This is a genomic window from Kitasatospora misakiensis (assembly GCF_042656005.1).
GTDB lineage: Bacteria > Actinomycetota > Actinomycetes > Streptomycetales > Streptomycetaceae > Kitasatospora > Kitasatospora misakiensis.
Window position 1 is genome coordinate 106,393 of the sequence record NZ_JBHSOF010000016.1, and the last position, 23,878, is coordinate 130,270.

A 23,878-nucleotide genomic window follows, 5' to 3' on the forward strand; every position below is an offset into this window, starting at 1 on the left:
ACAGCCTGCGGGGTGCGGGGAGGGCCCGGCTATCGTTCAGCCACGGCTTAATGATCGAGGGGTGGTGCCGGCGTGGCGGTGGAGATCCGGTTGTCGGCGGCGGAGGTGGCCCGGGTGCGGCTCGCGGTGTCGCCGCTGGCCGAGACGGTGCTCGGGCTGCGGGTGGCGTTCGGCGTGGGCGGTCACCAGGTGCACCGGCCGTGGGTGCGCGAGGTCCGCCCGGCGCTCGCGGCCGAGCCCGAACTGCCGCTGCTGCGCGCCCTGCTGGAGGGTTGCCTGCCGGCCTTCCTGTTCCCGGTGCCGGACGAGCGGGTGCCGGCCTTCGCCACCGAACTGGCGGGCCTGCGCACGGCGGACCTCGACTACGTCGCCGCCGAGTGCCTCGCCGGGCTGGGCGCGGCCCGGGCCCGCGAACTGCCGGAGCCGGCCGAGCTGCTGGCCCGGGCCGCCGACGCGCTGGACCGCTGCCACGCCCGGCTGGTGGCCCCGCACTGGGGGCGGATGCGGGCGGTGCTGGAGGCCGACCTCGGCCGGCGGGCGGTGGCGCTGGTGGACGGCGGGGTGGAGGGCCTGTTCGCGGACCTGCACGGCGACGTGGTGTGGCGGGAGGGGGAGCTGCTGGTGGGCGGCCGCCGGCGACCCGCCGCCCCGGGCGGCGCGCCGTGGACGGTCGCGGGGGGCGGGCACGGCCTGGTCCTGATGCCGTCCGTCTTCGCCTGGCCGGACGTGCTCGTCGACCACTCGCCGCGCGCCGCCGCGTCGATCCGCTACCCCGCGGCCGGCGTCGGACTGCTCTGGGAGCGCCCCCGTCCCTCCTCGGACGGGCTGGCCGCCGTGCTCGGCCGCACCCGCGCGGCCCTGCTCGACGCGCTGGGCGAACCGCTCTCCACCCCCGAACTCGCCGACCGGCTGGGGGTCAGCCCGAGCGCCGTCTCCCAGCACCTCGGCGCCCTGCGCGGCGCGGGTCTGGTGACCACCCGCCGCACCGGCCGCACCGCCCTCCATCTGCGCACCGGCACCGGCACCGCGCTCAACGGCGGTGCGCGGGAGCGTTCCTGACTCCTGAGTCCTCATCACGGAGGTTCGGGCCGACGGCGGACCCGGGTCACGGCCCCGCGACCGGGCTCCGGCCGCCGTCACCGTACGCTGGTCGGATGACACCTGACGGTAAGACAGCGCTCGCCCTGCTGGCCTCCGCCGGCCTGCTGCTCGGCACGGCCGCCTGCTCGTCCTCCGGCGGGCCGGCGGCGCCGTCCGGCGGCGCGAAGCTCTCGTACCCGGCGTTGCGGACGACCGTGCAGGGCGTGGGCCCCAACCCGTCGTCCTGCCCCTTCGGGATCGACCTCCCCGCGGCCCTGAAGGCGAGCGGGACCGAACGCGCCGTCGCCCCGGACTCCGGAAAGGACCAGCCGGTACGGGCCGAGGTCGTGCCGCCCGAGGGGGCCTATCCGCTGCCGTCCGGCGTCACGCCGACCCCGTCGATGGCCTCGATCCCCGCCCGGCCCGAGCACCTCCAGGTCTGGTGCTCCTACACCGCCGGGACGACCCCGCTGGAGATCGGCGTGATCGTCGCGCCGGCCGAGCGGATCGCGGTCAACCTGGCGCTCCCCTACATCCAGCAGGCGGGCCGGCTCTCCCCGGACCAACTGGTCAAGGCCTCCACCGACCAGCCCGCCCCCGGCGAGGCCCGGACCACCCCGGGCGGGGCCTCGGTCGGCATCGCCCGGCTCCCGGTCACCGACAAGGGCGACCTCGCCCTGATCGTCAGCCAGGGCACGGACGCGACGTCCCCCGACCCGGCCCTGACCGGCGAACCGCTCCGCAGGCTGGCCGAGACGCTCGCCGGCCAGCTGCACTCCTGACCTGCCGGCTGAGTCTGGCCCGCTGACTGACTTGCCGGCAGGCCCGGGTCCGCCGGGGCCGGTTGTCAGTGGTGGCTGCGATGATCGGCCGCATGAACGACGTCGTGAACACCGACACCTCCGCCGTGACCTGGACCGCCGATCCTCGGACCACGGTGGAGTTGGTCCGCACCCTGCACGACCTCGACGACTGCTGGACGCGGGCGGACGTCGAGCGGCTGGTGGAGGCCCGGCCGGACTGGAAGATCCGCCGGGCCTTCACCGACATCCTGGTGGTCGGACTCCAGGCCGAACTCCGCTGGCCGGCCGGTGCCGAACTCTTCCTCGGCACCACCGAGCCGAAGGCCGACACCTTCCGGCGGGCCTGGGTGCCGCTGCTGCAGTTCCGGCTGCCGATACCGGAGGAGGAGCGCCGCACGGCGCTGCGCACGCTCTCCGAGGCGCTGCGCGAGATCGGCACGCCCACCGTCGTGCCGACGGCCGCCGACGGGTTCGGCCTGCGCTGGCAGTCCGCCCGGCGGACCATGCTGCTCCAGGCCAACGACCGCCGGGCCTGGATCGCGATCCAGCCGCACGTCCGGGAGGTCGAGCACGTCAGCCCCGAACTGCCCGCCGTGGTCGCGGCGTTCGCCCCGCTGCTGCACGACGCGCCCGGCGGGCACCTGCCGGTCGCGGAGGTCCGCCGGGTCGCCGCCGAACTGCCCTGGGCCAAGGCCGAGTTCGGTGACGGCCATGCGGACGTCCGTACCCCCGACCCGTACTGCATGCCCTCCTTCGCGCTGCGCACCTCCCTCATGCGCGGCGCCCCGGAGGCCACCTACGACGTGCTGGACCTGCACCGGTTCGAGCTGGGCCCGTCGACGCTGGAGCACCGGCGGGCGGTGTTCGGCGAGATCTACCGGATGGTCTGCGCCGTCCTCGGCGAGCCGACCATCTTCGGCGGCGGCCCCGACGGGCCGGACGTCCGCTGGCGCGAGGCCGGTGAGGACGGTCGGCTGCTGCGGTTGCTCTGCGAGGGGCGACGGGTCCGGCTGGAGACCGAGCCGGCCGCGGCGTTGGAGCAGGAGGAGCACTCCACGTTCGAGTGGGGAGGTCCGGCCGGCGGCCCCGACGAGCCCAGCGACTTCCCGCGGCTGCCGTACAGCTGGCAGCTCCACCTGCCGTACCAGGCACCCGGCGGCACGGCCGACTACCTGCCGGGCGGCCGGCTCGCCCTCTCGCTGCCGCACCTGCGGGAGGGGCTGGAATGCCTGCTGGCCGCGTGGATCGAGCAGCTGCCGGTGCAGCGGCCGGGTGAGAAGGCGATGTTCTCGATCGCCGCGCCGCAGATCAGCGGCGGACTCTCCGTCACCTACAGCACGGTGAAGGGCGTGCTGCTGCGGGTCGGCCCGCGCTCCGGTGACCCGGACGAGGTCACGGCGGCGATGACGGCGGACGGCTGGCAGCCGTCGGGGCGGCGCTTCAAGGCCGAGTACAGGATCCCGACGGAGGAGACCGCCCGCGAGGTCGCCGCGCTGATCACCACCGAGCTGGCGGCCCGGGGGATCAACGGCGACTCCGGCTTCGGCCTCGGCCGGATCACCGCCCGCCGCCCGGGCATCGGCCTCTCGCCCCAGCTGGCCGCCCACGGCTTCCTCCGCGTCACCGGCCTCGGGCTGGAGACGTCCTGAGGTGATGCCCGGGTGGGCGGACGTCCCCGCCGTCCGCCCACCCGCAGGTCAGGCGTGCGCGAGGCAGTGCTTGAGCTCGTCAAGGGTGTAGAAGTAGCTGCCCTTGCTGACGGGCCGGCAGGACGACTTGAAGGCCGTCTCCTTCTCGTTGTAGAGCATGCGCACCAGGTAGGCGGCCGGGCGGCCCTCGGCGGGGGCCTTCGCGAACAGGTCCCACTGGATGTTCGCGGCCATCGGGGAGACCTCCGCGCCGCGCCACGGGTTGTTCCGGTAGCTGTACGGCTCGTCCGGGTCGGCGGGCTCGGTGCTGCCGGGGAGGCCCATCAGGGCGGCGAGGGGCTCGATCTCCTCGGCGTGGGTGAACCGCAGCACCGCGCCGTTGCCGCTGGTCCCGGCGGCCTTGGCCGCGGCCTGCGCCAGGAGGTCGTCGAGGAGCACGCCGGCCATCCGGTAGGTGATGGCGCGTCCGCGGAAGGCGGGGCCCGACTGGTAGAACTCCTCGGCGTCGTCCAGGTAGGCGAACCACCGGGCGTCGTGCGTGGTCAGGAAGGGCGTGAGGTCGACGTCGGGCGCCTCCACGCTCAGATCGGGCGCCGCGCTGTAGAGCTGGTGCAGCGCACGGGCGAAGGCGATCTGCTCGTCGGCGGACAGCGCCTCGGCGAAGCCCGCGCGGAACAGCCGCCCGACGGTGTGGCGGGCCGCCTCGGCGGTACGGGGCCGGTGCTCGATGCCGGCCAGGACTGCGGCCAGATCCGGATCGCTCGCCAGATACGCCTGGTAGTCGGCGTTCTGCGGCTGCTTGTGGAAGTACAGCAGGTTCTTGTCGGTGACGGGCGCCTTGATCGCACCCGCCAGGGCCGGCTCACCGGCGGTCAGGCCCGCGGTGAAGGCACCGGCGCTCGCCACCGCGCGCGCCACGCCCGAGGTCTCCACCACGACGGGCTGCCGCTCGGCGGCGATCGTCCGGAACAGCGAGGGCAGCCGCTGCTCCATCCGCAGCGCCGTCTGCCGCTGCTCGTCCGCGCCGCGTCCGGAGAGGTTGCCGAAGCCCACCGCGGCGGCGGCCGTCATCAGCGCCTGCACCTGCGGGGCCAGCCGCGCGCCGAGCTCGGTGAGAGCCCCCTGCTCCTGCGCCCGGCGCAGCACGGCGAGCACGGCCTCGCCGTCCTCGCCGTCCGACATGGCGCGGGAGCCGTGGCGGGCGACGTTCTCGGTGAAGACCGGGACGAACCCCTTCGGCGCCTTCTGGTACCGGCCGGGCCGCCCCTGCGGCTCGTACGGGGCCTTCGTACCGTAGAGATCGCGGTCGACACGCGAGGCACCGCCGCGCTCCTGCGCGGCGGCGGTCCCTGCGGTGAACAGCACTCCGGCAGCCAGGGAAACGGCCAGCGAGGCGGCCACGACGGCGGACGAGGGGGCGGTGCGCTTCACGGCGGCCCTTCGGATAGGTGCGGACTACCGGCCGGTATTTTCGGTCAGCCGCACGCTGCCACGACCACGAGAATCCCGGACGACGCCACGTCGTGCCCCGAGTGACGACAGCCTGAACGCCGGACAGCGGGCCGTCGGTGGCCCGCCCCGGAGCGCGGCCGCCCGCTTGCGCCTTGCGCATTCCTACAATTCACCGGCCGCCGGGGCGGGTTAGGATCCCGGCCGAAAGTCCTCAACGACGACGTGGCTCGGCATCGACGCCCCCCACGGAGCCGGAGACGCCCCTTCGGCGTCCGCTGTCCGGCACCGACGCCCCGATGCCGGACGGTCACGCCGCCGTCGCTTCCCCGGCACCACCGTGAGCGCCCTCCGCCCCGGAGGGCGCCACTCCTGAGAGGGAAGAGGATCGCACGTGACTGGCAAGAAGCTCCGTCTCGGCGCGGCGGCCCTGGGTCTGCTGAGCCTGCTGGCCCTGCCGATCGCCGTTGCCGCACCGGCCGCCGCGGCCCCGTCGGCCCCCGGCTACCGCGTCGAGTGCTACAAGAGCTACTTCTACTGGTGTGACCAGGTGTCCTCCGACGGCGTGGTGGCGGATCTGATGATCCACAACGGCCCGGACACCGGGGGACACGACGTGGCCTCCATCGACTTCATGACCACGCACTACGGCCAGAACGTCTGGATCCTGACGTCGAACGGCAGCGGCGGCTGGAGCTGGGAGGGCGTCGCCGCGACCGAGTACATGGGGTACGGGTTCTTCACCATGCCCCGCCAGGTCAGGTCCGACGCCGGCGTCCTGATCAAGCTCGCGGCCTACAACTACGAGACCGGCGCGTACATGTACACCAACGCGCACTGAGCCCGCGCACGGCGGCGGCCTCCGAGCCACACCGGAGGCCGCTCGCGTGCGGTCGGGCGGTGTGGCCCCGGCCGGGATCCGGGGCAAAGGCCCAGGTCGGCCGGGGTTTGCCAGGATCTCGATCCCTCTGTCATGATCACCGCCCGTGATAAACCGTCGCACGCTGATGACCGCCCTTGCCGCCGCGCCCGCCCTCGCCGCCGTCGGCGTCACCGCCCTGGGCAGCACCCCCGCCCACGCCGCGGACACCTACGCCTCCAACACGGCGCTCTACTCCGACCCGACCCTGGTCGAGGGCGTGGACTACGGCCGGCGCTCCCGCCGGCACCTGGTCGACGACCAGAACCCGGCGGCGCGCGCCGGGATCGTCCGCACCACCGTCATCGCCCCGCACGGCGGCGGCATCGAGGGCGGCACCTCCGAGCTGTGCCTGGCCGTGGCCGGCTACCACCCGGCCGACCTCGCCCCCACCCCGGCGGCCGGGCCGGTGCACGACTTCTGGATGTTCGAGGGCATGCGCTCCTCCGGCAACAGCGCCCTGCACGTCACCTCGACCCACTGCGACGACACCCTCGCCCGCGCGATGTGCGCCGGCAGCCTCAACGTGCTCTCCCTGCACGGCTGCACCGCCGCCCAGGCCGGTCTGGAGACCGGCGCCCAGGCGGTCCTGGTCGGCGGCCTGAACGCCACCTTCCGCCAGTACCTGATGGAGGAGTTCGCGGCGGCCGGCATCCGCGCGGTCACGGCCTCCGGCGAGGAGGAGATCGCGGGCATCTCCCCGGACAACATCTGCAACCGCAGCCTGCTCGGCATGGGCGCCCAACTGGAGATCACCACCGACCTGCGCACCGCGATGTTCGCCACCGGCAAGAACACCCGGACCGAACGCGCCGCCAACACCCTGCCCCTCTTCTGGACCTTCACCACCGCCGTCCGCACCGCCACCCACCGCCTCGAAGCCACCCAGCCCGTCCTCTGACCCCCCACGGCATCGCCATGAGGCCCCGCCCCACGGGGCGGGGCCTTCGAAGGTCGGCCAGCCAGGCGCTGTGCTGCAACTCACTCAGCTTGACGTTCAACCTTCGTCATCCTCGTAGCTGAACGGTTGGATGGTCCAGGGCAGCCCGGGTCCGTCCCGATGGGCGGCGAAGCCTGGTTCCAAGCCGGCTGTCTCGGAGATGGAGGGATCGTCCTCCGCGATGCAGGCGATGCAGTAGACGCCACTGGCATCGGGGAGATTCGGGTCGTTCACGCCGTCCCCGATCAGCCAATCGCCCTCGTCGTCATGGATGACAACGAGCGCCGGCAGGCGCCCCTCCGCGACTGTCCGCCGCACGACGGCGCCAAGATCGGGTGGGAACCGCCACGGGGGGCGTACGGGCGACCGACCTGCATCACCCACCCCGGCGGCTGTGCGGGAGTGCCGGTCCGTCCTGGTGAGACCGGGTGGAAAGGGGCTCGGCCCGGGCTTTCCATGATCAATTTATAGCGCCCCGGGGGGCTTGCGGCAAGGCCCTGGTCATGGCGCAGAATCACGGATCTGAGCCGGGGCGGGAGGCTCCCTCTCGCCGGTCGCGGCTGGGGCGGAATCCACAGAAGTGAGAAGACATGCGCGTGTTGTTGTCGACGTACGGGGCCCGCGGGAGTGTGGAGCCGATGGTGGGGCTTGCGGTGCGGTTGCGGGAGCTGGGGGCGGAGGTGCGGGTGTGTGCGCCGCCGGATGAGGAGTTCGCGCGGTTGGTGGTCGGTGCCGGTGTGGCGATGGTGCCGGTGGGGGAGCCGGTGCGGCCGTTGGTGACCACTGTGGTGCCGGGGTCGGCGGCGGGGTTGGCGCAGCGTGCGGCGGATCTGATGGCGGCGCAGTTCGACGTGCTCGCCGGGGCGGCCGAGGGGTGTGACGTGCTGGTGGCGACCGGTCCGTTGCCGGCGACGGCCGGGGCGCGGTCGGTGGCGGAGAAGCTGGGCATCCGGTTCGCGTACGTGAGCCACACGCCGGTCAGCCTGCCGTCGCCGCACCAGCCGCCGCCCGCGCGGCGGGGCCGTCCGCTGCCGCCGGGGGTGTCCGACCACCGGGAACTCTGGGAGATCGACGCCCGGACCGCGAACGACATGTTCGGAGAGCTGCTCAACACCCGGCGCGCCGAGGTCGGCCTGCCGCCGGTGGACAACGTCCGCGACTACGCCTTCACCGACAGGCCGCTCCTGGCGACGGACCCCGTCCTGAGCCCGTGGCAGCCCACCGAGCTGGGGGTCGTCCAGACCGGTACGTGGTTCCGGCCGGCCGCGCGGCCGCTCGCGCCCGAGCTGTCGGCGTTCCTGGAGGCCGGGGAACGGCCGGTGTTCGTGGGCTTCGGCAGCATGCCGATGACCGCCTCGAAGGATGCCGCCCGGGTGGCCGTCGAGGCGATCCGCGCGCAGGGACGCCGCGTCGTGCTCTCCCACGGCTGGGCGGAACTCGGTCTGATCGACGAACAGGACGACTGCTTCGCCGTCGGCGAGGCCGACCACGGGGCGCTGTTCGCCCGGGTGGCCGCCGTCGTGCACCACGGCAGTGCGGGCAGTACGGCGACGGCGGCCCGGGCCGGTGTGCCCCAGGTGCTGGTACCGCAGGGCGCGGACCACCCGTACTGGGCGGAGCGGGTGACGGAGCTGGGCATCGGTGTGGCACACGAGGGCCCGACCCCGACCGCCGAGTCCCTGGCGGCCGCACTCGCGGTGGCGCTCGCCCCGGAGACCCGCGCCCGGGCGAAGGCGGTGGCCGAGACGGTCCGCACCGACGGGACGACGGTCGCCGCGAAGCTGCTGCTCGACCCGGCCGGCTGACCCCGACGCCGCAGGGGACGGCGGCCGGCCCCGGCCCGGGTGCGGGTTCGAGGGATCTCCGGCACAGTGGTTCTGGTGGCGGGCGCGGTTCTGCGTCGCCCACGCTCGCCCCCGGGGGCCCACCCGATCCCGGAGGTGGCCTGCGCATACTCTCCCCGGACGCCGGATCCGTCGCGCCGCCCTGCTGCCGACCGCCGTCGCCGCCACCCTCGCCGTCGTCCTGCTGCCGGCGCCGCCGGCCCACGCCTTCCTGCCGGAGAACCACACCGCGATCACCCGCCAGGCGCTGGCCTCCTGGGAGGACGCGTCGCTGGGGCAGCTCGCCGACGGCAGGGACGGGGCGATCGGCGCCAACGACAAGCGGCCCTACTTCGACCTCGGCTTCCTCCACTGCGACAACGCCGACTTCCTCGACACCCCGGACTACCCCAGGACCAGGGAACAGGCCGACGACGAGCTCATCGCCTGCGTCCGCAGCTCCGTCGTCCGCTTCCGCAACGCCGTCGCGGCGGCGGACGGGCTCGTCGACGCCGACGGCAAGGTGATCCCCGGGGCGAACGACCTGTCCGACCCCTGCCCGTGGGACGAGAGCCCCGGTCGCGCCAAGTGCGTCGTCTTCGAGCAACTGGGCCGGGGCTGGCACCAGATCGAGGACTTCTACTCCCACAGCAACTGGTCCGATCACGCCGACGCCGGCCGCCCCGTCGGCGTCGACAATCCGCCCGGCCTGGCCCGAACCACTGTCACCGACCTGTTCCAGGTCCGGACGTGGGCCGGTATGAAGGACGCCGACTGGATCCCCAGGGCCACCGCTCTCGTCCCCCGCGACCTCACCACCGGCTGCTATCCCGACCTCGACTCCACCGGAAGCCAGTCGCCGAGGTCCTGCCCCGGCCGGGTCCGGCACGACGGCGTGCTCGCCAAGGACGGCGAGATCGTCGCCCGTTCGCGGGTCGACGACAACTTCCGGCATGCCTTCGACCTGGCCGTCGCGGACATCACACGGCAGTGGAACGACTTCCAGGCGGAACTGCGCGCCACCTACCCGGACCACCGCCGAGGTGAGCAGATGATCTGCGCACTCACCCACGACGACCCGGAGCACGCGTGCCCCTGACGGCCAACGGGCAGGCACGGCCAACGGGCACGTCCAAAGGGCACGGCCAACGGGCACGTCCAACGGGTGGGGTTCATCGTATGAACATCATCTGAATCGGACTCAGGACGCAGACGGGCTGCCTAGGCTGCGGCCGTCCGTAGTGATCACTCCAGTCCGAGAGACCTCACCATGCTCATCGTGTCCCTGCTGTTCCTGGCCGTCGGCATCAGTCTGCTCATACTGCGGTGGCGCGGGATCGGTTCCTGGCCGCTCACCCTCGGCGGCGTCCTCACGGGCGGCCTCGGGCTGCTGCTGGGGCTCACCACCTGCGTGCACGTGGTCGAGCCGACCGAGGTCGCGCTGCCCACCAGACTCGGCAAGGTCGGCGGCACCTGGCAGCCGGGGCTGCACTTCAAGTCGCCGCTGACCGACGTGACCACCTTCTCCACCCGCCCCGCCGACCTCGACCTGACCGGTGACTCCACCGTCGAGGTCCGCTCCTCCGAGGGCGGGGTGCTGTACGCCGACCTCACCGTGAAGTGGTCGATCGACCCCCAGCACGCCACCGAGCTGTTCAAGCTGGCCGGGAACACGGAGGCCGTCCAGCAGCGGCTGGTCTACCCGGACAGCCGGGAGATCGTCCGCAACGTCTTCGCCCGCCACACCAGCGTCGAGGGCTACAGCTCGCAGCGGGAGGCGATCAGCTCCGAGATCGACAAGCTGATCACCGCTCGGCTGGCCCCGCGCGGCATCCTCGTCAACGGCGTCAACCTGCGCAACGTCCGGCCGAGCGACGGGCTGCAGAAGGCCATCGACCAGAAGATCCAGCAGGACCAGGCCACCGCCCAGGCGGAGGCGGCCGTGCGCACGGCCAAGGCCGAGGCCGAGAAGCGCAAGATCGACGCCGACAGCACCGCCGCCGCCAACGCCGCGATCGCCGGTTCGCTCACCGACAAGATCCTGCTGAGCCAGTGCATCGAGGCCTTCAAGGCCGCGGCCGAGAAGAACGCCGTCTACGCCAGCCCCTGCGGCGCCAACGGCACACCCGTCATCGTGGACGGCACCAAGCGCTGAGGTTGACGGAACGTCGGGGCCGAGGCGGAGAGATCCGCCTCGGCCCCGGTACTTCAGACGGTGGGTGCGGCCCGCCCGTGCTCGTGGCGCCGCCGCACCGGCGTCAGGGCGCTATCAGCGGTAGCGGTAGCGGATCCGGCCGCGGGTGAGGTCGTAGGGGCTGACCTCGACGAGGACGCGGTCGAAGGGAAGGATCTTGATGTAGTTCTTCCGGATCTTCCCGCTGATGTGGGCCAGGACGGTGTGCCCGTTCTGGAGCTCCACACGGAAGGTGGCATTGCGCAGGCACTCGGTGACGGTGCCTTCGACTTCGATGCCGCCTGCTGTTTTCGTCATGCTGTCTCAATTCTCCGTCGGGGTGACGGTTCGGTCGGTGAAGAGTGAAGAGTGGGGAGTGGGTGACCGGGGTCGGCCCGGCGCCGTGTCAGCGGCGGACGAGTTCCAGGGTGGCGCCCGTGGGCCGGGCGCCGATGCTCTCGAACAGTGCGATGGCCGCCGGGTTGGTCTCGTCCACCTCGGCCCAGGCCGACTCCCTTCCGGAGCGGTGCAGCGAGCCCAGGGAGTGGGCCAGCAGGGCCCGGGCGATGCCCCGGCGCCGGTGGTCGGCCCGGACGGCGATCAGCCCGATCCGCGGTTGCCGGGTGAGCGGCGCTACCCGGATCATCCCAACGTACCGGTCGGACTCCTTCGCCACGGCGTACTTCGACGGGTCGGCCATGGTGGACCACGCCGGTCGGGGCAGGACCTCGGCGGGCATCGTCCGCCAGCCGGCCCCGGCCTCGACCTCCTCGCGGACGGTGCGGTCGAGGGAACGCAGCGGCTCCTCCTCAGCCGTTCCGGCGGGGAGGACGGTCACACCCGCCGGGGGAAGCACCGGTCCGAGGCCGGTGATCCGGGGATCGGTGGGCACCAGGTAGCCCAGCTCGCGGCGCTCGACCGTGAAACCGGCCCGGCGCCAGGCCGCGGCGGACTCCTGGTCCGTCTCGTCGACGACCGCGTACAGGGGTGTCGGGAGATCGGCGGTCATCGCGGCGGTGATGCGGTCGAAGACCGGGTCGTGCCAGGCGTCGACGCTCACGAAGAGCCGCCCGTCGGGCCGCTGCGAGGCGTCGCCGCGGCCGACCAGCCGGTCGTCCTCCAGGGCGTGCCACTCGGTGTCCGTGACGCGCGTCACCGCGATCGGGCGCTCGTCGGTCCGGGAATTCGACTGTACGGAGTTCATAGGTGTTGCCTTTCGGGAGAGCCATCCAAAGCGCTCCCGGCGACACCTGCTTCAGTCGCCCGCCGTGACGACATGGGGGAGCACCCATTGGGATACAGCCTTCATGGGTCTCACCTCCTCGTGTTCTTTCACGGCCTGCCGGACACTACCAGCCGCGAGCCGACCGCCCAAGTCATTTTCCTGTGACGGGCAGCGCCCTCCGCCGAGCACAGCGCCGACGCGCCGTCACGTCCTGGTCGTTCCCGGCCGTCCGCCGAGGGCATCCGGAGTGCCCAGCGTCACATCGCCCGGTGCGGGCGGGCCGCCGGACGGCGTTCGCCCCGCGCTTGCAGAGCCTGCGGCCTTCCGGCACGGGCGGAGGACCCGTCCGAATCGGGACCTTCGTCCCGTCTTCCACCGACCTTCGACCCGGGGGACCGCCCCCGGGACCGGGCAACCGTGGACGGTCGCCCGGTCACGCCGGGCGAGCGGCCCGGCCCCACCGGCGGGCCGCCCACGACCGTCTACGCGGCGCACGGGTGCGGAAGCACCCGGCGCGCTCCGGAGGACCTGAACGAATGTCACGCACCATCGACAACGCCCCGTATACCGCCTTCCACCGCAGGCTCGCCCTCGCCTGCTCCGGAGGGCCGCTGCTCGACGGGTACATCCTGAGCATCGTGGGCGTCGCCCTCATCGGCATGCGTCCCGAGCTCGGGCTCTCCACCGCCGACGTCAGCCTGATCGGCGCGGCCGCGCTGGTCGGCATGTTCGTCGGCGGCGCACTCTTCGGCGTGCTGACCGACCGGATCGGGCGGGAGGTGATGTACACCGCCGACCTGATCGTGATGATCGTCTGCTCGGTGCTGTCCTTCTGGGTCGACGCGGTGTGGGCGATCGCCCTCCTGCGCTTCGTCCTCGGCATGGCGGTGGCCGCCGACTACCCGATCGCGACCTCCCTGCTCGCCGAGTGGCTGCCCGCCAAGCACCGCGGGCGGCTGCTCGGTCAGCAGATCGTCGCCTGGTACGCCGGCGCCGTGCTCGCCTACCTGACCGGCTACCTGTTCCTGCGGATCGGCGGACCGGGCAGCTGGCGCTGGATGCTCAGCAGCTCCGCCGTGCTGTGCGTGGTGTTCCTGGTGATCCGCCGCGGCTCCCCGGAGTCGCCCCGCTGGCTCGCCGCCCACGGGCGGGTCGGCGAGGCGGTCCGCCTGGTCGAACGGCACCTCGGGGTCCGGGTGAACGGCCGCGAGCTGCTGCCCGAGCGCGCCGAGGCCGGCCGCCCGACCGGGCTGCGGCTGCTGATGACCCCGCCGTACCGGCGGCGGACGCTCTTCTGCGGGCTGTTCTTCCTCTGCCAGGTCGGGCCGCTGTTCGCGATGCTCACGTTCGGGCCGCAGCTCCTCGAAGCCTTCGGCATGCCGGGCGGCACCGTGCTCGAAACCCTCGGCACCGGCCTGGTCAGCCTGGTCTTCCTGCTCGGCTGCTACCCGGCGCTGCGCCTGATCGACACCTGGGGCCGCCGACCGGTGATCATCCGGTCCTTCGCGCTGATGATCGTCCCGCTCGCGCTCCTGGGCGTCTGGCCGGAGGCCCCGGCCGCCGTCGTGGTGGTCGCGCTCTGCGCCTACGCCTTCCTGTGCGGCGGGCCGAACGTGCTCGACTGGACCTACCCCAACGAGCTGTTCCCGACCGAGATCCGGGCGACCGCCGTCGGCGTCGCCACCTCGGTGAGCCGGATCGGCGCGGCCGCCGGCACCTATCTGCTGCCGCTGGGGCTGACCGGGCTGGGCACCGGCCCCACCATGCTGATCGCCGCCGGGGTCACCGCGGTCGGCCTGCTGGTCTGCGTGCTCTGGGCCGAGGAGACCCGCGGTACGGGGCTCGGCGCGGCGTCGGCCGTGCCGGGGGCCGGGCCCGCCAAGGCACCGACCCGGACGACCGCGACCGCACCGCAGCCGGTCCGCTGACACGACATGACGCGACGCGACGCGACGCGACACAACGCAACGCGACGCGACGACCACCGGGGCCGCTCCGACCGGAGCGGCCCCGGCGCCCGTGCCCAGGGGTGCAGCCGACCAGGTGAACTTCCGCCGAAGCGCCGATCCCTCCGCCAACCGCCCAGTCCGGGTGGGAACGCCCGGGGGCCCGGGCCGGCGGCGTCCCGGACTGCTGCTCGAAAACGCCGCGTTCGCCACAGGCTCGCCGGGAACCGCCCGTGTTGATCGACCGGTTCGAACAGCGGCAGGATCCCCGGCCATGGACGACACCTGGAACACCCTCAACTCCCTTGCCCAAAGCCTCGATTCACAGACCGCGATGGTCGGTGAACAGCGCTGGCTGGTGCAGATCGTGAAGCTCCAGGAGGAGGTCGGCGAGGTCGCCGAGGCCGCGATCGGGGCGCTCGGCGAGAACCCGCGCAAGGGGCGTTCCCATGACTGGGACGACGTACGGAAGGAGGCCTGCGACGTGGCGGTGACCGCGCTCCTGCTGCTGGTGCGGATGGGCGGTGATCCCCGCTGGTTCTTCGAGGAGCACCTGCGGATGCTCGCCGCCCGCACCCACCCGGGCCGACCGTGAACCGGGCCCGCAACGGGCCGTCGCCCCGGCGGGATAGGACGGTGGGCCCGCCGAGTGCGCCCCTCCGTCCAGGTCGGTCGAATTTCTGTTATGCCAATTGACACAACATCAAATCGGCTCCTACGCTCACCGCCATGGAAGAAGAGGTCAAACGCCGCGGCCGACCGCGCAAGGACCCGGAGAAGCTGGCGCGCTGGACCCCGCCCGACGGCTGGTCCCGGCTGGTCGCCTGGGTCTCCCCGGAGGAGAAGAAGGCGCTGAAGCGCGTCGCCGTGGACACCGAGGTCTCCGTCGCCGACCTGGTGCGGGCCCTGGCGAGCGGCCTGGCCGCGGGGGCGATCACGCACGAGGAACTGGTCGGGCAGGTCAGGAGAGGCAGGCAGGTCATGGAGAAGATCCCCACGCTGTTCGAGCGGGACGGCGACTTCCGCGTCGTGGACCGCCCGCGCGCCGAGTGCGCCTGGGTGTTCGCCGGGGAGGGCGCGCCCACCGAGAAGCTGGACGGCACCAACGTCCGGCTGACCGTCCGCGGCGGCCACCTGGTGCGGGTGGAGAAGCGGCGCAACCCCAGCAAGGCGCAGAAGCAGCAGGGCATCGTCGACGGCTGGTACGTCGACACCGACGAGCACGGCCCCGAGGACCGGTGGATCCTGACCGCGGCCCGCAACACCGACGTGGCCACCTGGCCGGACGGTGAGCACCCCTGCGAGGCCCTCGGTCCCCGGATCCAGGGCAACCCGCTGAAGCTGGACGACCACCTCTGCGTGCCGTTCGACCTGGAGGCGCCGGTGTTCACCGCCGTGCCGCGCAGTTACGAAGGCCTGCGGGAGTACCTCGCCGGACTGGAGAGCCGCTACGCGCCGGGCAGCCTGGCGGAGGGGATCGTCTTCCACCACCCCGACGGCCGCCGCGCCAAGATCAAGCGCAAGGACTTCCCCAAGGCGGCCTGAGCCCTCGCGAAGGCGGCCCGACCGCTCCCCAAGGCGGCCTGAGCCCTCGCAAGGGCGGCCTGAGCGCTAGCAGGGGCCGGGGCGCCCGGAGGCCGAAGTCGCCTGGAACCAGAGCGACTTCGGCGGAGTCCTACCGGGGACCGGGAGTGTACGGAAGCGCGCGCCCGGCCGCCGACGCCTTTCCGCAGGGTGGAAGGGCTGGGGTAGCCTCCAGGGCGTACGTGCCTGCGCCCCGGTTGTGCAGGGGTGCGCGCGCTCGGATGCCGGACCTGCGGGCCCGGCGTGGTCTGGAGGCGACGTTCCATGGCTGGCTCGACACCGCCCACCGCTTCACGAGGACGCGGCAGCGCCGGATACGCCGCCGCGCAGGTCGGCGAACCGGATCTGCGGCTGCTGCTGGCGGGCCTGACGGCGGTGCGCGACGGCGACTTCGGGACCAGGCTGCCCGCGGACGCCGACGGGCTGCTCGGTGAGATCGCGACCGTGTTCAACGGCATGGTCGACCAGCTCTCGCACTTCACCTCCGAGGTCACCCGGGTGGCCAGGGAGGTCGGCACCGAGGGCCGGCTCGGCGGGCAGGCCCAGGTGCCGGGCGTGTCCGGGACGTGGGAGGACCTCACCGACTCGGTCAACGCGATGGCGGGCAACCTCACGACCCAGGTGCGCGACATCGCCGAGGTCGCCACGGCGGTGGCCAAGGGCGACCTCTCGCAGAAGATCACCGTCGACGCGCGCGGCGAGATCCTGGAGCTGAAGAACACCGTCAACACGATGGTCGACCAGCTGTCCTCCTTCGCCGGGGAGGTGACCCGGGTGGCCCGCGAGGTCGGCACCGAGGGCATCCTCGGCGGGCAGGCCGACGTCAAGGGCGTATCGGGGACGTGGCGCGACCTCACCGACTCGGTCAACTTCATGGCCGGCAACCTCACCGGCCAGGTCCGCGCGATCGCCCAGGTCGCCACGGCCGTCGCCCGCGGCGACCTGTCGCAGAAGATCACCGTGACGGCCCGGGGCGAGATCCTGGAGCTGAAGACGACCATCAACACGATGGTCGACCAGCTGTCCTCCTTCGCCGGCGAGGTGACCCGGGTCGCCCGGGAGGTCGGCACCGAGGGCCGGCTCGGCGGCCAGGCGGACGTGCGGGACGTCTCGGGCACCTGGCGGGACCTCACCGAGTCCGTCAACGTGATGGCGGACAACCTCACCGCGCAGGTCCGGGCGATCGCCTCGGTGACCACGGCGGTCGCCGAGGGCGACCTCACCCAGAAGATCCGGGTCGACGCCCGGGGCGAGATCCTGGAGCTCAAGGAGACCATCAACACGATGGTCGACCAGCTGGGCGCCTTCGCCGACGAGGTGACCCGGGTGGCCCGCGAGGTCGGCACCGAGGGCAACCTCGGCGGCCAGGCCACCGTCCGCGGCGTCTCCGGCACCTGGAAGGACCTCACCGACAACGTCAACGTGATGGCCTCCAACCTGACCGGCCAGGTCCGTTCCATCGCGCAGGTCGCCACCGCGGTGGCCAGGGGCGACCTCTCGCAGAAGATCACCGTGGAGGCCAAGGGCGAGGTCGCGGCGCTGGCCGGCGTGATCAACACTATGGTCGACACGCTCTCCGCCTTCGCCGACGAGGTGACCAGAGTGGCCCGGGAGGTCGGCACCGAGGGGACGCTGGGCGGCCAGGCCCGGGTGCCCAACGTCGCCGGGACGTGGAAGGACCTCACCGACAACGTCAACTTCATGGCGCACAACCTGACCAGTCAGGTGCGCAACATCGCCCAGGTCACCACCGCGGTGGCCAACGGCGACCTCACCCGCAAGATCGACGTCGACGCGCGCGGCGAGATCCTGGAGCTGAAGACCACCATCAACACGATGGTCGACCAGCTGGGCGCCTTCGCCGACGAGGTGACCCGGGTGGCCCGGGAGGTCGGCACCGAGGGCCGGCTCGGCGGCCAGGCCAAGGTCGAGGGCGTCTCCGGCACCTGGAAGCGGCTCACCGAGAACGTCAACGAGCTGGCCGGCAACCTCACCCGGCAGGTCCGGGCGATCGCCGAGGTCACCAGCGCCGTCGCCGCCGGCGACCTCACCCGCTCGATCACCGTCGACGCCTCCGGCGAGGTCGCCGACCTCAAGGACAACGTCAACTTCATGGTGGAGTCCCTGCGCGAGACCACCCGCGCCAACGAGGAACAGGACTGGCTCAAGACCAACCTCGCCCGCATCTCCGCCCTGATGCAGGGCCGGCGCGACCTCGCGGCCGTCGCCGAATCGATCATGGACGAGCTGACCCCGCTGGTCGGCGCGCAGTGCGGGGCCTTCTACCTCACCGAGGAGGACGGAGCCGGGACGGTGCTCCGCCTCGTCGCGTCCTTCGCCTTCCCCGACGGCGAGCGCCCCGACCGGTTCCGGCTGGGCGAGTCCTTCGTCGGCCAGGTCGCCCGCAGCCGGCGGACCATCGCCGTCGACCGCCTGCCGGCCGGCTACCTGGCCGTCTCCTCCGGTCTCGGCCGCACCGAGGAGCTGTCCCTCGTCGTGCTGCCGATCGTCGTGGAGGGCGCCGTCCTCGGGGTCATCGAGCTGGCCTCGCTGCGACCGTTCACCCCCGTGCACCGGGACCTCCTCGACCAGCTGATGGAGACGATCGGCGTCAACGTCAACTCGATCGTCGCCGGGGCCCGCACCGACGAGCTGCTCGGCGAGTCCCAGCGCCTCACCGCCGAACTGCGGGTGCGCTCCGAGGAGTTGCAGGCCCGGCAGGAGGAGCTGCAGGCCTCCAACGCCGAACTGGAGGACAAGGCGGAGCTGCTGGCCGCGCAGAACCGCGACATCGAGACCAAGAACCTGGAGATCGAGCAGGCCCGCCAGGAGCTGGAGGACCGCGCCCACCAGCTGTCGCTGGCCTCCCGCTACAAGTCGGAGTTCCTGGCCAACATGAGCCACGAACTGCGCACCCCGCTCAACAGCCTGCTCATCCTCGCCCAGCTGCTCGCCCAGAACCCCACCCGGAACCTGAGCGCCAAGCAGGTCGAGTACGCCGGCATCATCCACTCCGCCGGCTCCGACCTGCTCCAGCTGATCAACGACATCCTCGACCTGTCCAAGGTCGAGGCCGGCAAGATGGACCTCACCGTCGAGCCCGTCCCGCTGCCCGCGCTCCTCGACTACGTCGAGGCCACCTTCCGGCCGATGACCAGCCAGAAGAGCCTCGCCTTCGCGGTCCGGACCGGCACCGGCGTGCCCGGCGAGCTGACCACCGACGACTACCGGCTCCGCCAGGTCCTGCGCAACCTGCTCTCCAACGCGGTCAAGTTCACCGAGAAGGGCCGCGTCGAACTGCTCATCGAAGGCGTCGAGGGGGCGGCCGTCCCGGACACGGTGCGCCGGGGTGCCCCCGTGCTGGCCTTCCGGGTCGTCGACACCGGCATCGGCATCGCCCGCCAGCACCTGGAGACCGTCTTCGGGGCGTTCCAGCAGGCGGACGGCACCACCAGCCGCCGGTACGGCGGCACCGGCCTGGGCCTGTCCATCAGCCGCGAGATCGCCCACCTGCTGGGCGGGGCGATCACCGCGGAGAGCACCCCCGGCCAGGGCAGCACCTTCACCCTCTACCTGCCGGTCACCTGCCCCGACCCCGAGGCCACCGGTTCCGCCCTCCCGCGTCCCGCCGGGGTGCCGGAGGCCGGTGGTGGCGGCCGCCCGGAGCGGGTCACCGGCGGGAGCGGCCCCGACGCCTCCGACGCCGACGCCGACGCCGCCACCGACGCCGCCACCGACGCCTCCGGTGCCTCCGGTGCCGACGACCGGCCGCCGGTCTTGCCGCGGCGGCTGCTCGTCGTCGAGGGGCGCCCGAAGGGCCTGCTGTCGCTCGTCGCGGAGAGCGCCGTCGCCGATGTCGCCCGCTACGCGGAGGCGGAGGCCGGCCGGGACGTGGAGATCGTCACCGCCGTCGACACCCAGGAGGCCGCCGCCACCCTCGCCGCGGGCCCCTGCCACTGCGTCGTCCTGGAACTCGACCTCCCCGACACCGCCGCCGCCGACCTCCTGGCGGACATGGACCGCGACCCGGCCCTGCTCGGCGTGCCGGTCCTCGCCCACACCAGCCGCGGCCTCGCCGCCGCCGCCTCCTCCGACGACGACGAGGAGGAGGAGGACGGACGCGCGCACGGCGGCAGGGCGCGGCGGGTGGAGTACATCTCCAGCCTCGACGAACTGCGCGAACGCATCGCCCTGCACATGAGCGCCGACCGCCCCGGCGACGTCCTGCCGCTGCGGTCCGCGGGCGCGCAGGACTGGGCGGCCCCCGACACGGACGCCGCCTTCGCCGGCCGGACCGCCCTCGTCGTCGACGACGACGACCGTAACCTCTACGCGATCACCGGAATCCTGGAACTGCACGGCATGCGCGTCCTCCAGGCGGAGAACGGTCGAGCCGCCCTCGACGTGCTGGCCGCGAACCCGCGTCTCGACGTCATCCTGATGGACGTGATGATGCCGGAGATGGACGGCTACACCGCGACCGCCGCCATCCGCGCCATGCCCGAGCACGCCCGGCTGCCGATCATCGCCGTGACCGCGAAGGCCATGATCGGCGACCGGGAGAAGAGCCTGGCCTCCGGCGCGAGCGACTACATCACCAAGCCGGTCGACGCGGGAGAGCTGGTCAACCGGATCAAGCACCAGCTCGACGGGTCCTGACGACGCCGTCCCCCGGGACACCAAGGAGGCGAAGCCGTGCACGACCCCCAGGAGCAGCATCCCGTGAACAGCCCCACGGCAGCGCCACCCGGGCCCGCGGCGCCGCCGTCCGACCAGTCCGCCCACCGCATGGGGACACAACGGGGAACGAACCCGGCGCCGTCCGCCGGCTCCACGCCCGACCGCGAAGCGACGGCGATCGGCCGGCTCGCCTCGACGGTGGAGGAGCTGCGGTGCGAACTCGAACGCGCCCAGGCCGACACCGCGGGGCGGGCGCTGATCGAGATGGCGGTCGGCGTGCTGATAGAGCGCCTGCGCTGCGGCCCGACCGAGGCCGCAGCCCAACTGGCCGACCTCGCCGACAGGTCCGGCGGCTCGGTGCTCGAACTCGCCTCCGAGCTGGTCAACCAGGCCGCCGCGGACCGGATCTCCGCCATCGCCGGGGAGTTCCTCGCCGCCTCCGCGCGACCGGTGGACCCGGCCGCCCTCCGGCTGCGCCGGACCGAGGCCGACACCCTGGCGAGCACCGACGCCCCCGCCGTGGCGCAGTCGATGCTCGACCACGCCCTGCGCCCCCTCGGCGCCACGGCGGTCGCCATCTGGGCGGCCCATCCGGACCAGTCCCTCTCCCTCGCGGGCGGCGCGGGCTTCAGCGAGGCCGAGGCCCACCGCTGGCGCCACGTGCCCCCCGGTGTGCCGACCCCCGCGCGGCGGGCGCTCGACCGGCGCGAGACCGTCGGCCATGCGACGATCGCCGACGCCCAACTGCCCTCGATCGGCAGCCTGGAGATCGGCGGCGGCCGGCTCGCCCTTCCGGCGGGCAGCGGAGGGCGGCTCGTCGGCGTGCTCGAAATCTGCTGGCCGGACGCGCTGCCGCCGCGGAGCCCGTCCCTCCAGCGGCAGTTCGAGGCCCTCGCGAAGCTGGCCGCCGCCGCCCTGGAGACCTGGGACGCCGACCCGGCGGGCCCCTCCGGCCACGCCGACACCGGCTTCCAGGAACTGCGCCAGCTCACCGACGGCCTGCTCGACCCGTGTCTGATCCTGAGCCTGGCACCCGGCAGCGGTGACGCCCCCCTCCAGTTCGCCATCGACCACGTCAACCCGGCCTTCGTCGACTTCGCCGGCCGGCCCGGCAACGCCATCGTCGGAGCCCGCCTGCTGGAGGCCTACCCGCTCGCCGCCGAACCGGGCGGCCTCTTCGACGCGGTGGAGCACACCTTCGCGACCGGCGAGCCCTTCCGGGCCCAGAACATGCGGCTGTCCGCCCTCGTCGACGGCGTCCCGCTGAGTACCCGCGCCCAGGTGGCGATCAGCCGCCACGGCCGGCGCCTGGCCGTCGTCTGGCGGCTCGACGACGGCACCCCCCGGGTGGCCCGGCTGCTCCAGCACGCCCAGCGCCTCGGGCGGATCGGCGGCTTCGAGGAGAACCTGCTGACCGGCCAGATCGCCTGGAACGAGACCCTGTTCGACCTGCACGGACTCACCCCGAGCGCCCGCCCCGTCGCCCTCGACCGGCTCGCCGACCACGCCCACCCGGACGACCGCCCGGCCATCGAACGCTTCCTGCGCACCCTGCTCCACCACCGGCGCCCCGCCTCCTGCGCGTTCCGGCTGCAGCGCCCCGACGGGGTCGCCCGCCACATCCGCGTCGTCGCCGAGCCGGTCGCCGGAACGGACGCGCAGCTGAGCATGGTGCGCGGCGCCTACCAGGACATCTCGGCCCAGCACTGGACCGAGGTCGCGCTCGCCGCCACCCGCGACCAGCTCGCCCAGAGCGAGCAGCAGGCGGCCGAACGCGCCCGCCTCGCCCTCCAGTTGCAGCACGCCATCATGCCGCCCGCGCACGGCCCGCTGGACCTGCCTGACCTCCGGGGCGCCGTCCGTTACCGCCCCGCGGAGAAGGACCACCTGGTCGGCGGCGACTGGTACGACGCCCTCACCCTCCCCACCGGCGAGGTGCTGCTGTGCGTCGGCGACGTCGCCGGCCACGGCATCGAGGCCGCCACCGGCATGGTCGCCCTGCGCAACGCCCTGCGCGGCCTCGCCGCCACCGGTGCGGGCCCGGCGCAACTGCTGACCTGGCTCAACAGCGTCACCCACCACCTCACCGACAGCGTCACCGCGACGGCCGTCTGCGGCCTCTACCACCCCGGGACGCGGCGGCTGCGCTGGGCCCGCGCCGGGCACCTCCCGCCCGTCCTCCTGCGCGACGGACGGGCCGAGACGCTTCCCCAGCTGGGCGGCATCCTGCTGGGCGCGATCGACCACGCCGACTACGAGGAGGGCGAGGTCCTCCTCCGGGGCGGCGACACCCTCGTGATGTACACCGACGGCCTCATCGAACGCCGTGACCAGTCCCTGCAGGCCTGCCTCAACAGCCTCGTCGCCCTGGTCGAGAAGGCGAGCGCGGGGATCGGCGACGATCTGGAGGCGCACCTGGACCACCTGCTGCGCTATAGCGGCGCGGACACCGACGACGACACCTGCCTGGTCGGCATCATGATCCGCTGACGCCGCCGCACCGGCGCGTGGGGGCGCGGGCTTGGCTCGGCGGGCGGGGACTCCGTACAGTCGGACGGACATCAGTGGAGGGGACGCGATGACGATGCCGGCCGACAGTGGACCGGACACCACGGCGAGCACCGCCCTGTCCGGCCCCGGCCTCGACGTGGTGGTGGCCGACTTCGAGGGCGGGGTGTACGTCTGCTCGCTCACGGGCGACCTCGACGGGGACACCCTGCCCCCCGCCGCCCGGGCGCTTGGGGACCTGCTCGACCGCCGCCCGGCCGCGCTGGTGGTCGACCTGGCCGGCGTCGGCTTCTGCGACTCCTCGGGCCTGAACCTGCTGCTCAGGACCCGCCTGGCGGCCGGAAAGGCCGGCACCGCGCTCCACCTGGCCGCGGCGCCGCCCGGGGTGATGCGGGTCCTGGAGCTGACCGGCGCGCAGAGCGTCTTCTCGCTCCACCCGTCCGTGGAAGCGGCTCTGCCGAACCGTAACCGGGTGCCGGAGTAGGCATGGTCCGGACGGGACCGGGAAGCCGACAGGACGAACCGACCGCCGATCCGAAGGGACCTCGCGCATGACGACCAGCTGGGCTGCCGTCGAAGGCGCCGGGCTCCCGCCCGGAGGCCGCCGCAGACGGCTGCGCCTGGCCGGCCTGGCCCGGCCCGTGGCCCACGCGAGGACCCTGGCCGCCACGGCCCTCGCCGACTGGTACGGCCTCGCCGCCGACCCGCGCGGCGGGCCCGGCATCGCCGGTGACGTCGTGCTGCTCGTCGCCGAACTCGTCTCCAACGCCATGCTCCACGGCGACGGCCCGGTGGAGTTCGTCCTCGACGCCACCGAGGACCGCCTGCGCATCGAGCTCAGCGACCGCACGGATACCGTGCCCACCCTCCGCCGGCCCCATCACCCCGCCCTCCCCGGCGGCCACGGCCTGCACATCGTCCACCGCACCGCCGACCGCTGGGGCGCCGAACCGCTCGACGGGGGCAAGGTCGTCTGGGCCGAAGTCACCGCCCACCGCCTCCACCCGGGCGGCTGACGCCGACCGGGGCTCTAGGAGGACCCCGCCCGCCGGCCCACCGCCCGGGGGAAATCCGGGTGACCCGAGCCGGGTGACGCCCT

Annotated in this window: 18 protein-coding genes; 14 read left to right on the forward strand and 4 right to left on the reverse strand. The window is 73.2% G+C overall.

Going from position 1 to position 23,878, the window contains the following annotated elements:
- Nucleotides 1-72: 72 nt before the first annotated feature.
- From ACFP3U_RS15175 to ACFP3U_RS15185, 3 genes are all read left to right on the forward strand, one after another.
- Entirely contained in the window at nucleotides 73-1,059 is a 987-nt protein-coding gene (locus tag ACFP3U_RS15175; protein ID WP_380226018.1) for a helix-turn-helix domain-containing protein, read from the forward strand.
- Nucleotides 1,060-1,154: 95 nt separating this feature from the next.
- Nucleotides 1,155-1,862, forward strand: a complete 708-nt coding sequence (locus ACFP3U_RS15180) for a hypothetical protein (RefSeq protein ID WP_380226019.1) — start codon at nucleotides 1,155-1,157, stop codon at nucleotides 1,860-1,862.
- A gap of 92 nt (nucleotides 1,863-1,954) precedes the next feature.
- Nucleotides 1,955-3,532 (forward strand): hypothetical protein, encoded by a 1,578-nt coding sequence (locus ACFP3U_RS15185; protein ID WP_380226020.1) that lies wholly within the window; start codon nucleotides 1,955-1,957, stop codon nucleotides 3,530-3,532.
- A 48-nt stretch (nucleotides 3,533-3,580) separates the two neighbouring features.
- Here ACFP3U_RS15185 and ACFP3U_RS15190 read toward each other — a convergent pair whose 3' ends face one another.
- On the reverse strand, nucleotides 3,581-4,963 hold the full coding sequence (locus tag ACFP3U_RS15190) for a histidine-type phosphatase (RefSeq protein WP_380226021.1): 1,383 nt from the start codon (nucleotides 4,961-4,963) through the stop codon (nucleotides 3,581-3,583).
- A gap of 412 nt (nucleotides 4,964-5,375) precedes the next feature.
- Between ACFP3U_RS15190 and ACFP3U_RS15195 the strand changes: the two genes are divergently transcribed.
- Nucleotides 5,376-5,822 carry a hypothetical protein gene (locus tag ACFP3U_RS15195; RefSeq protein ID WP_380226022.1) on the forward strand — a complete coding sequence of 149 codons (447 nt, stop codon included), beginning with the start codon at nucleotides 5,376-5,378 and terminating at the stop codon, nucleotides 5,820-5,822.
- 166 nt (nucleotides 5,823-5,988) lie between these two features.
- A complete protein-coding gene (locus ACFP3U_RS15200; protein ID WP_380226049.1) occupies nucleotides 5,989-6,801 on the forward strand; it encodes a poly-gamma-glutamate hydrolase family protein in 813 nt (270 codons plus the stop codon).
- 96 nt (nucleotides 6,802-6,897) lie between these two features.
- Here the strand turns inward: ACFP3U_RS15200 and ACFP3U_RS15205 are convergent, their stop codons facing one another.
- On the reverse strand, nucleotides 6,898-7,158 hold the full coding sequence (locus tag ACFP3U_RS15205; RefSeq protein ID WP_380226023.1) for a hypothetical protein: 261 nt from the start codon (nucleotides 7,156-7,158) through the stop codon (nucleotides 6,898-6,900).
- A gap of 320 nt (nucleotides 7,159-7,478) precedes the next feature.
- Here ACFP3U_RS15205 and ACFP3U_RS15210 point away from each other — a divergent pair, with 320 nt between their 5' ends.
- Nucleotides 7,479-8,645 carry a glycosyltransferase gene (locus ACFP3U_RS15210; RefSeq protein WP_380226024.1) on the forward strand — a complete coding sequence of 389 codons (1,167 nt, stop codon included), beginning with the start codon at nucleotides 7,479-7,481 and terminating at the stop codon, nucleotides 8,643-8,645.
- A 1,288-nt stretch (nucleotides 8,646-9,933) separates the two neighbouring features.
- Nucleotides 9,934-10,818 (forward strand): prohibitin family protein, encoded by an 885-nt coding sequence (locus tag ACFP3U_RS15215; RefSeq protein WP_380226025.1) that lies wholly within the window; start codon nucleotides 9,934-9,936, stop codon nucleotides 10,816-10,818.
- Between the two features lie 114 nt (nucleotides 10,819-10,932).
- Here the strand turns inward: ACFP3U_RS15215 and infA are convergent, their stop codons facing one another.
- Nucleotides 10,933-11,154 carry a translation initiation factor IF-1 gene (infA, locus tag ACFP3U_RS15220; protein ID WP_375969364.1) on the reverse strand — a complete coding sequence of 74 codons (222 nt, stop codon included), beginning with the start codon at nucleotides 11,152-11,154 and terminating at the stop codon, nucleotides 10,933-10,935.
- Nucleotides 11,155-11,242: 88 nt separating this feature from the next.
- Complete coding sequence (locus ACFP3U_RS15225; RefSeq protein WP_380226026.1) at nucleotides 11,243-12,040, reverse strand: GNAT family N-acetyltransferase; 798 nt, start codon at nucleotides 12,038-12,040, stop codon at nucleotides 11,243-11,245.
- 557 nt (nucleotides 12,041-12,597) lie between these two features.
- On the opposite strand from ACFP3U_RS15225, the gene ACFP3U_RS15230 reads away from it, so the two are divergent.
- The 7 genes from ACFP3U_RS15230 (at nucleotide 12,598) to ACFP3U_RS15260 (ending at nucleotide 23,795) form a co-directional block, all read left to right on the forward strand.
- Entirely contained in the window at nucleotides 12,598-13,989 is a 1,392-nt protein-coding gene (locus tag ACFP3U_RS15230; RefSeq protein WP_380226027.1) for an MFS transporter, read from the forward strand.
- 292 nt (nucleotides 13,990-14,281) lie between these two features.
- Complete coding sequence (locus ACFP3U_RS15235) at nucleotides 14,282-14,602, forward strand: MazG-like family protein (RefSeq protein WP_380226028.1); 321 nt, start codon at nucleotides 14,282-14,284, stop codon at nucleotides 14,600-14,602.
- Nucleotides 14,603-14,736: 134 nt separating this feature from the next.
- The gene (locus tag ACFP3U_RS15240; RefSeq protein WP_380226029.1) at nucleotides 14,737-15,552 is read left to right on the forward strand and encodes a hypothetical protein; all 816 of its coding nucleotides are present in this window, start codon (nucleotides 14,737-14,739) and stop codon (nucleotides 15,550-15,552) included.
- Between the two features lie 303 nt (nucleotides 15,553-15,855).
- A complete protein-coding gene (locus ACFP3U_RS15245) occupies nucleotides 15,856-20,250 on the forward strand; it encodes a HAMP domain-containing protein (protein WP_380226030.1) in 4,395 nt (1,464 codons plus the stop codon).
- Nucleotides 20,251-20,379: 129 nt separating this feature from the next.
- Entirely contained in the window at nucleotides 20,380-22,761 is a 2,382-nt protein-coding gene (locus ACFP3U_RS15250; protein WP_380226031.1) for a PP2C family protein-serine/threonine phosphatase, read from the forward strand.
- Nucleotides 22,762-22,849: 88 nt separating this feature from the next.
- Complete coding sequence (locus ACFP3U_RS15255) at nucleotides 22,850-23,263, forward strand: STAS domain-containing protein (protein ID WP_380226032.1); 414 nt, start codon at nucleotides 22,850-22,852, stop codon at nucleotides 23,261-23,263.
- Between the two features lie 67 nt (nucleotides 23,264-23,330).
- Nucleotides 23,331-23,795 (forward strand): ATP-binding protein, encoded by a 465-nt coding sequence (locus tag ACFP3U_RS15260; RefSeq protein WP_380226033.1) that lies wholly within the window; start codon nucleotides 23,331-23,333, stop codon nucleotides 23,793-23,795.
- The last annotated feature ends 83 nt before the right edge of the window (nucleotides 23,796-23,878 follow it).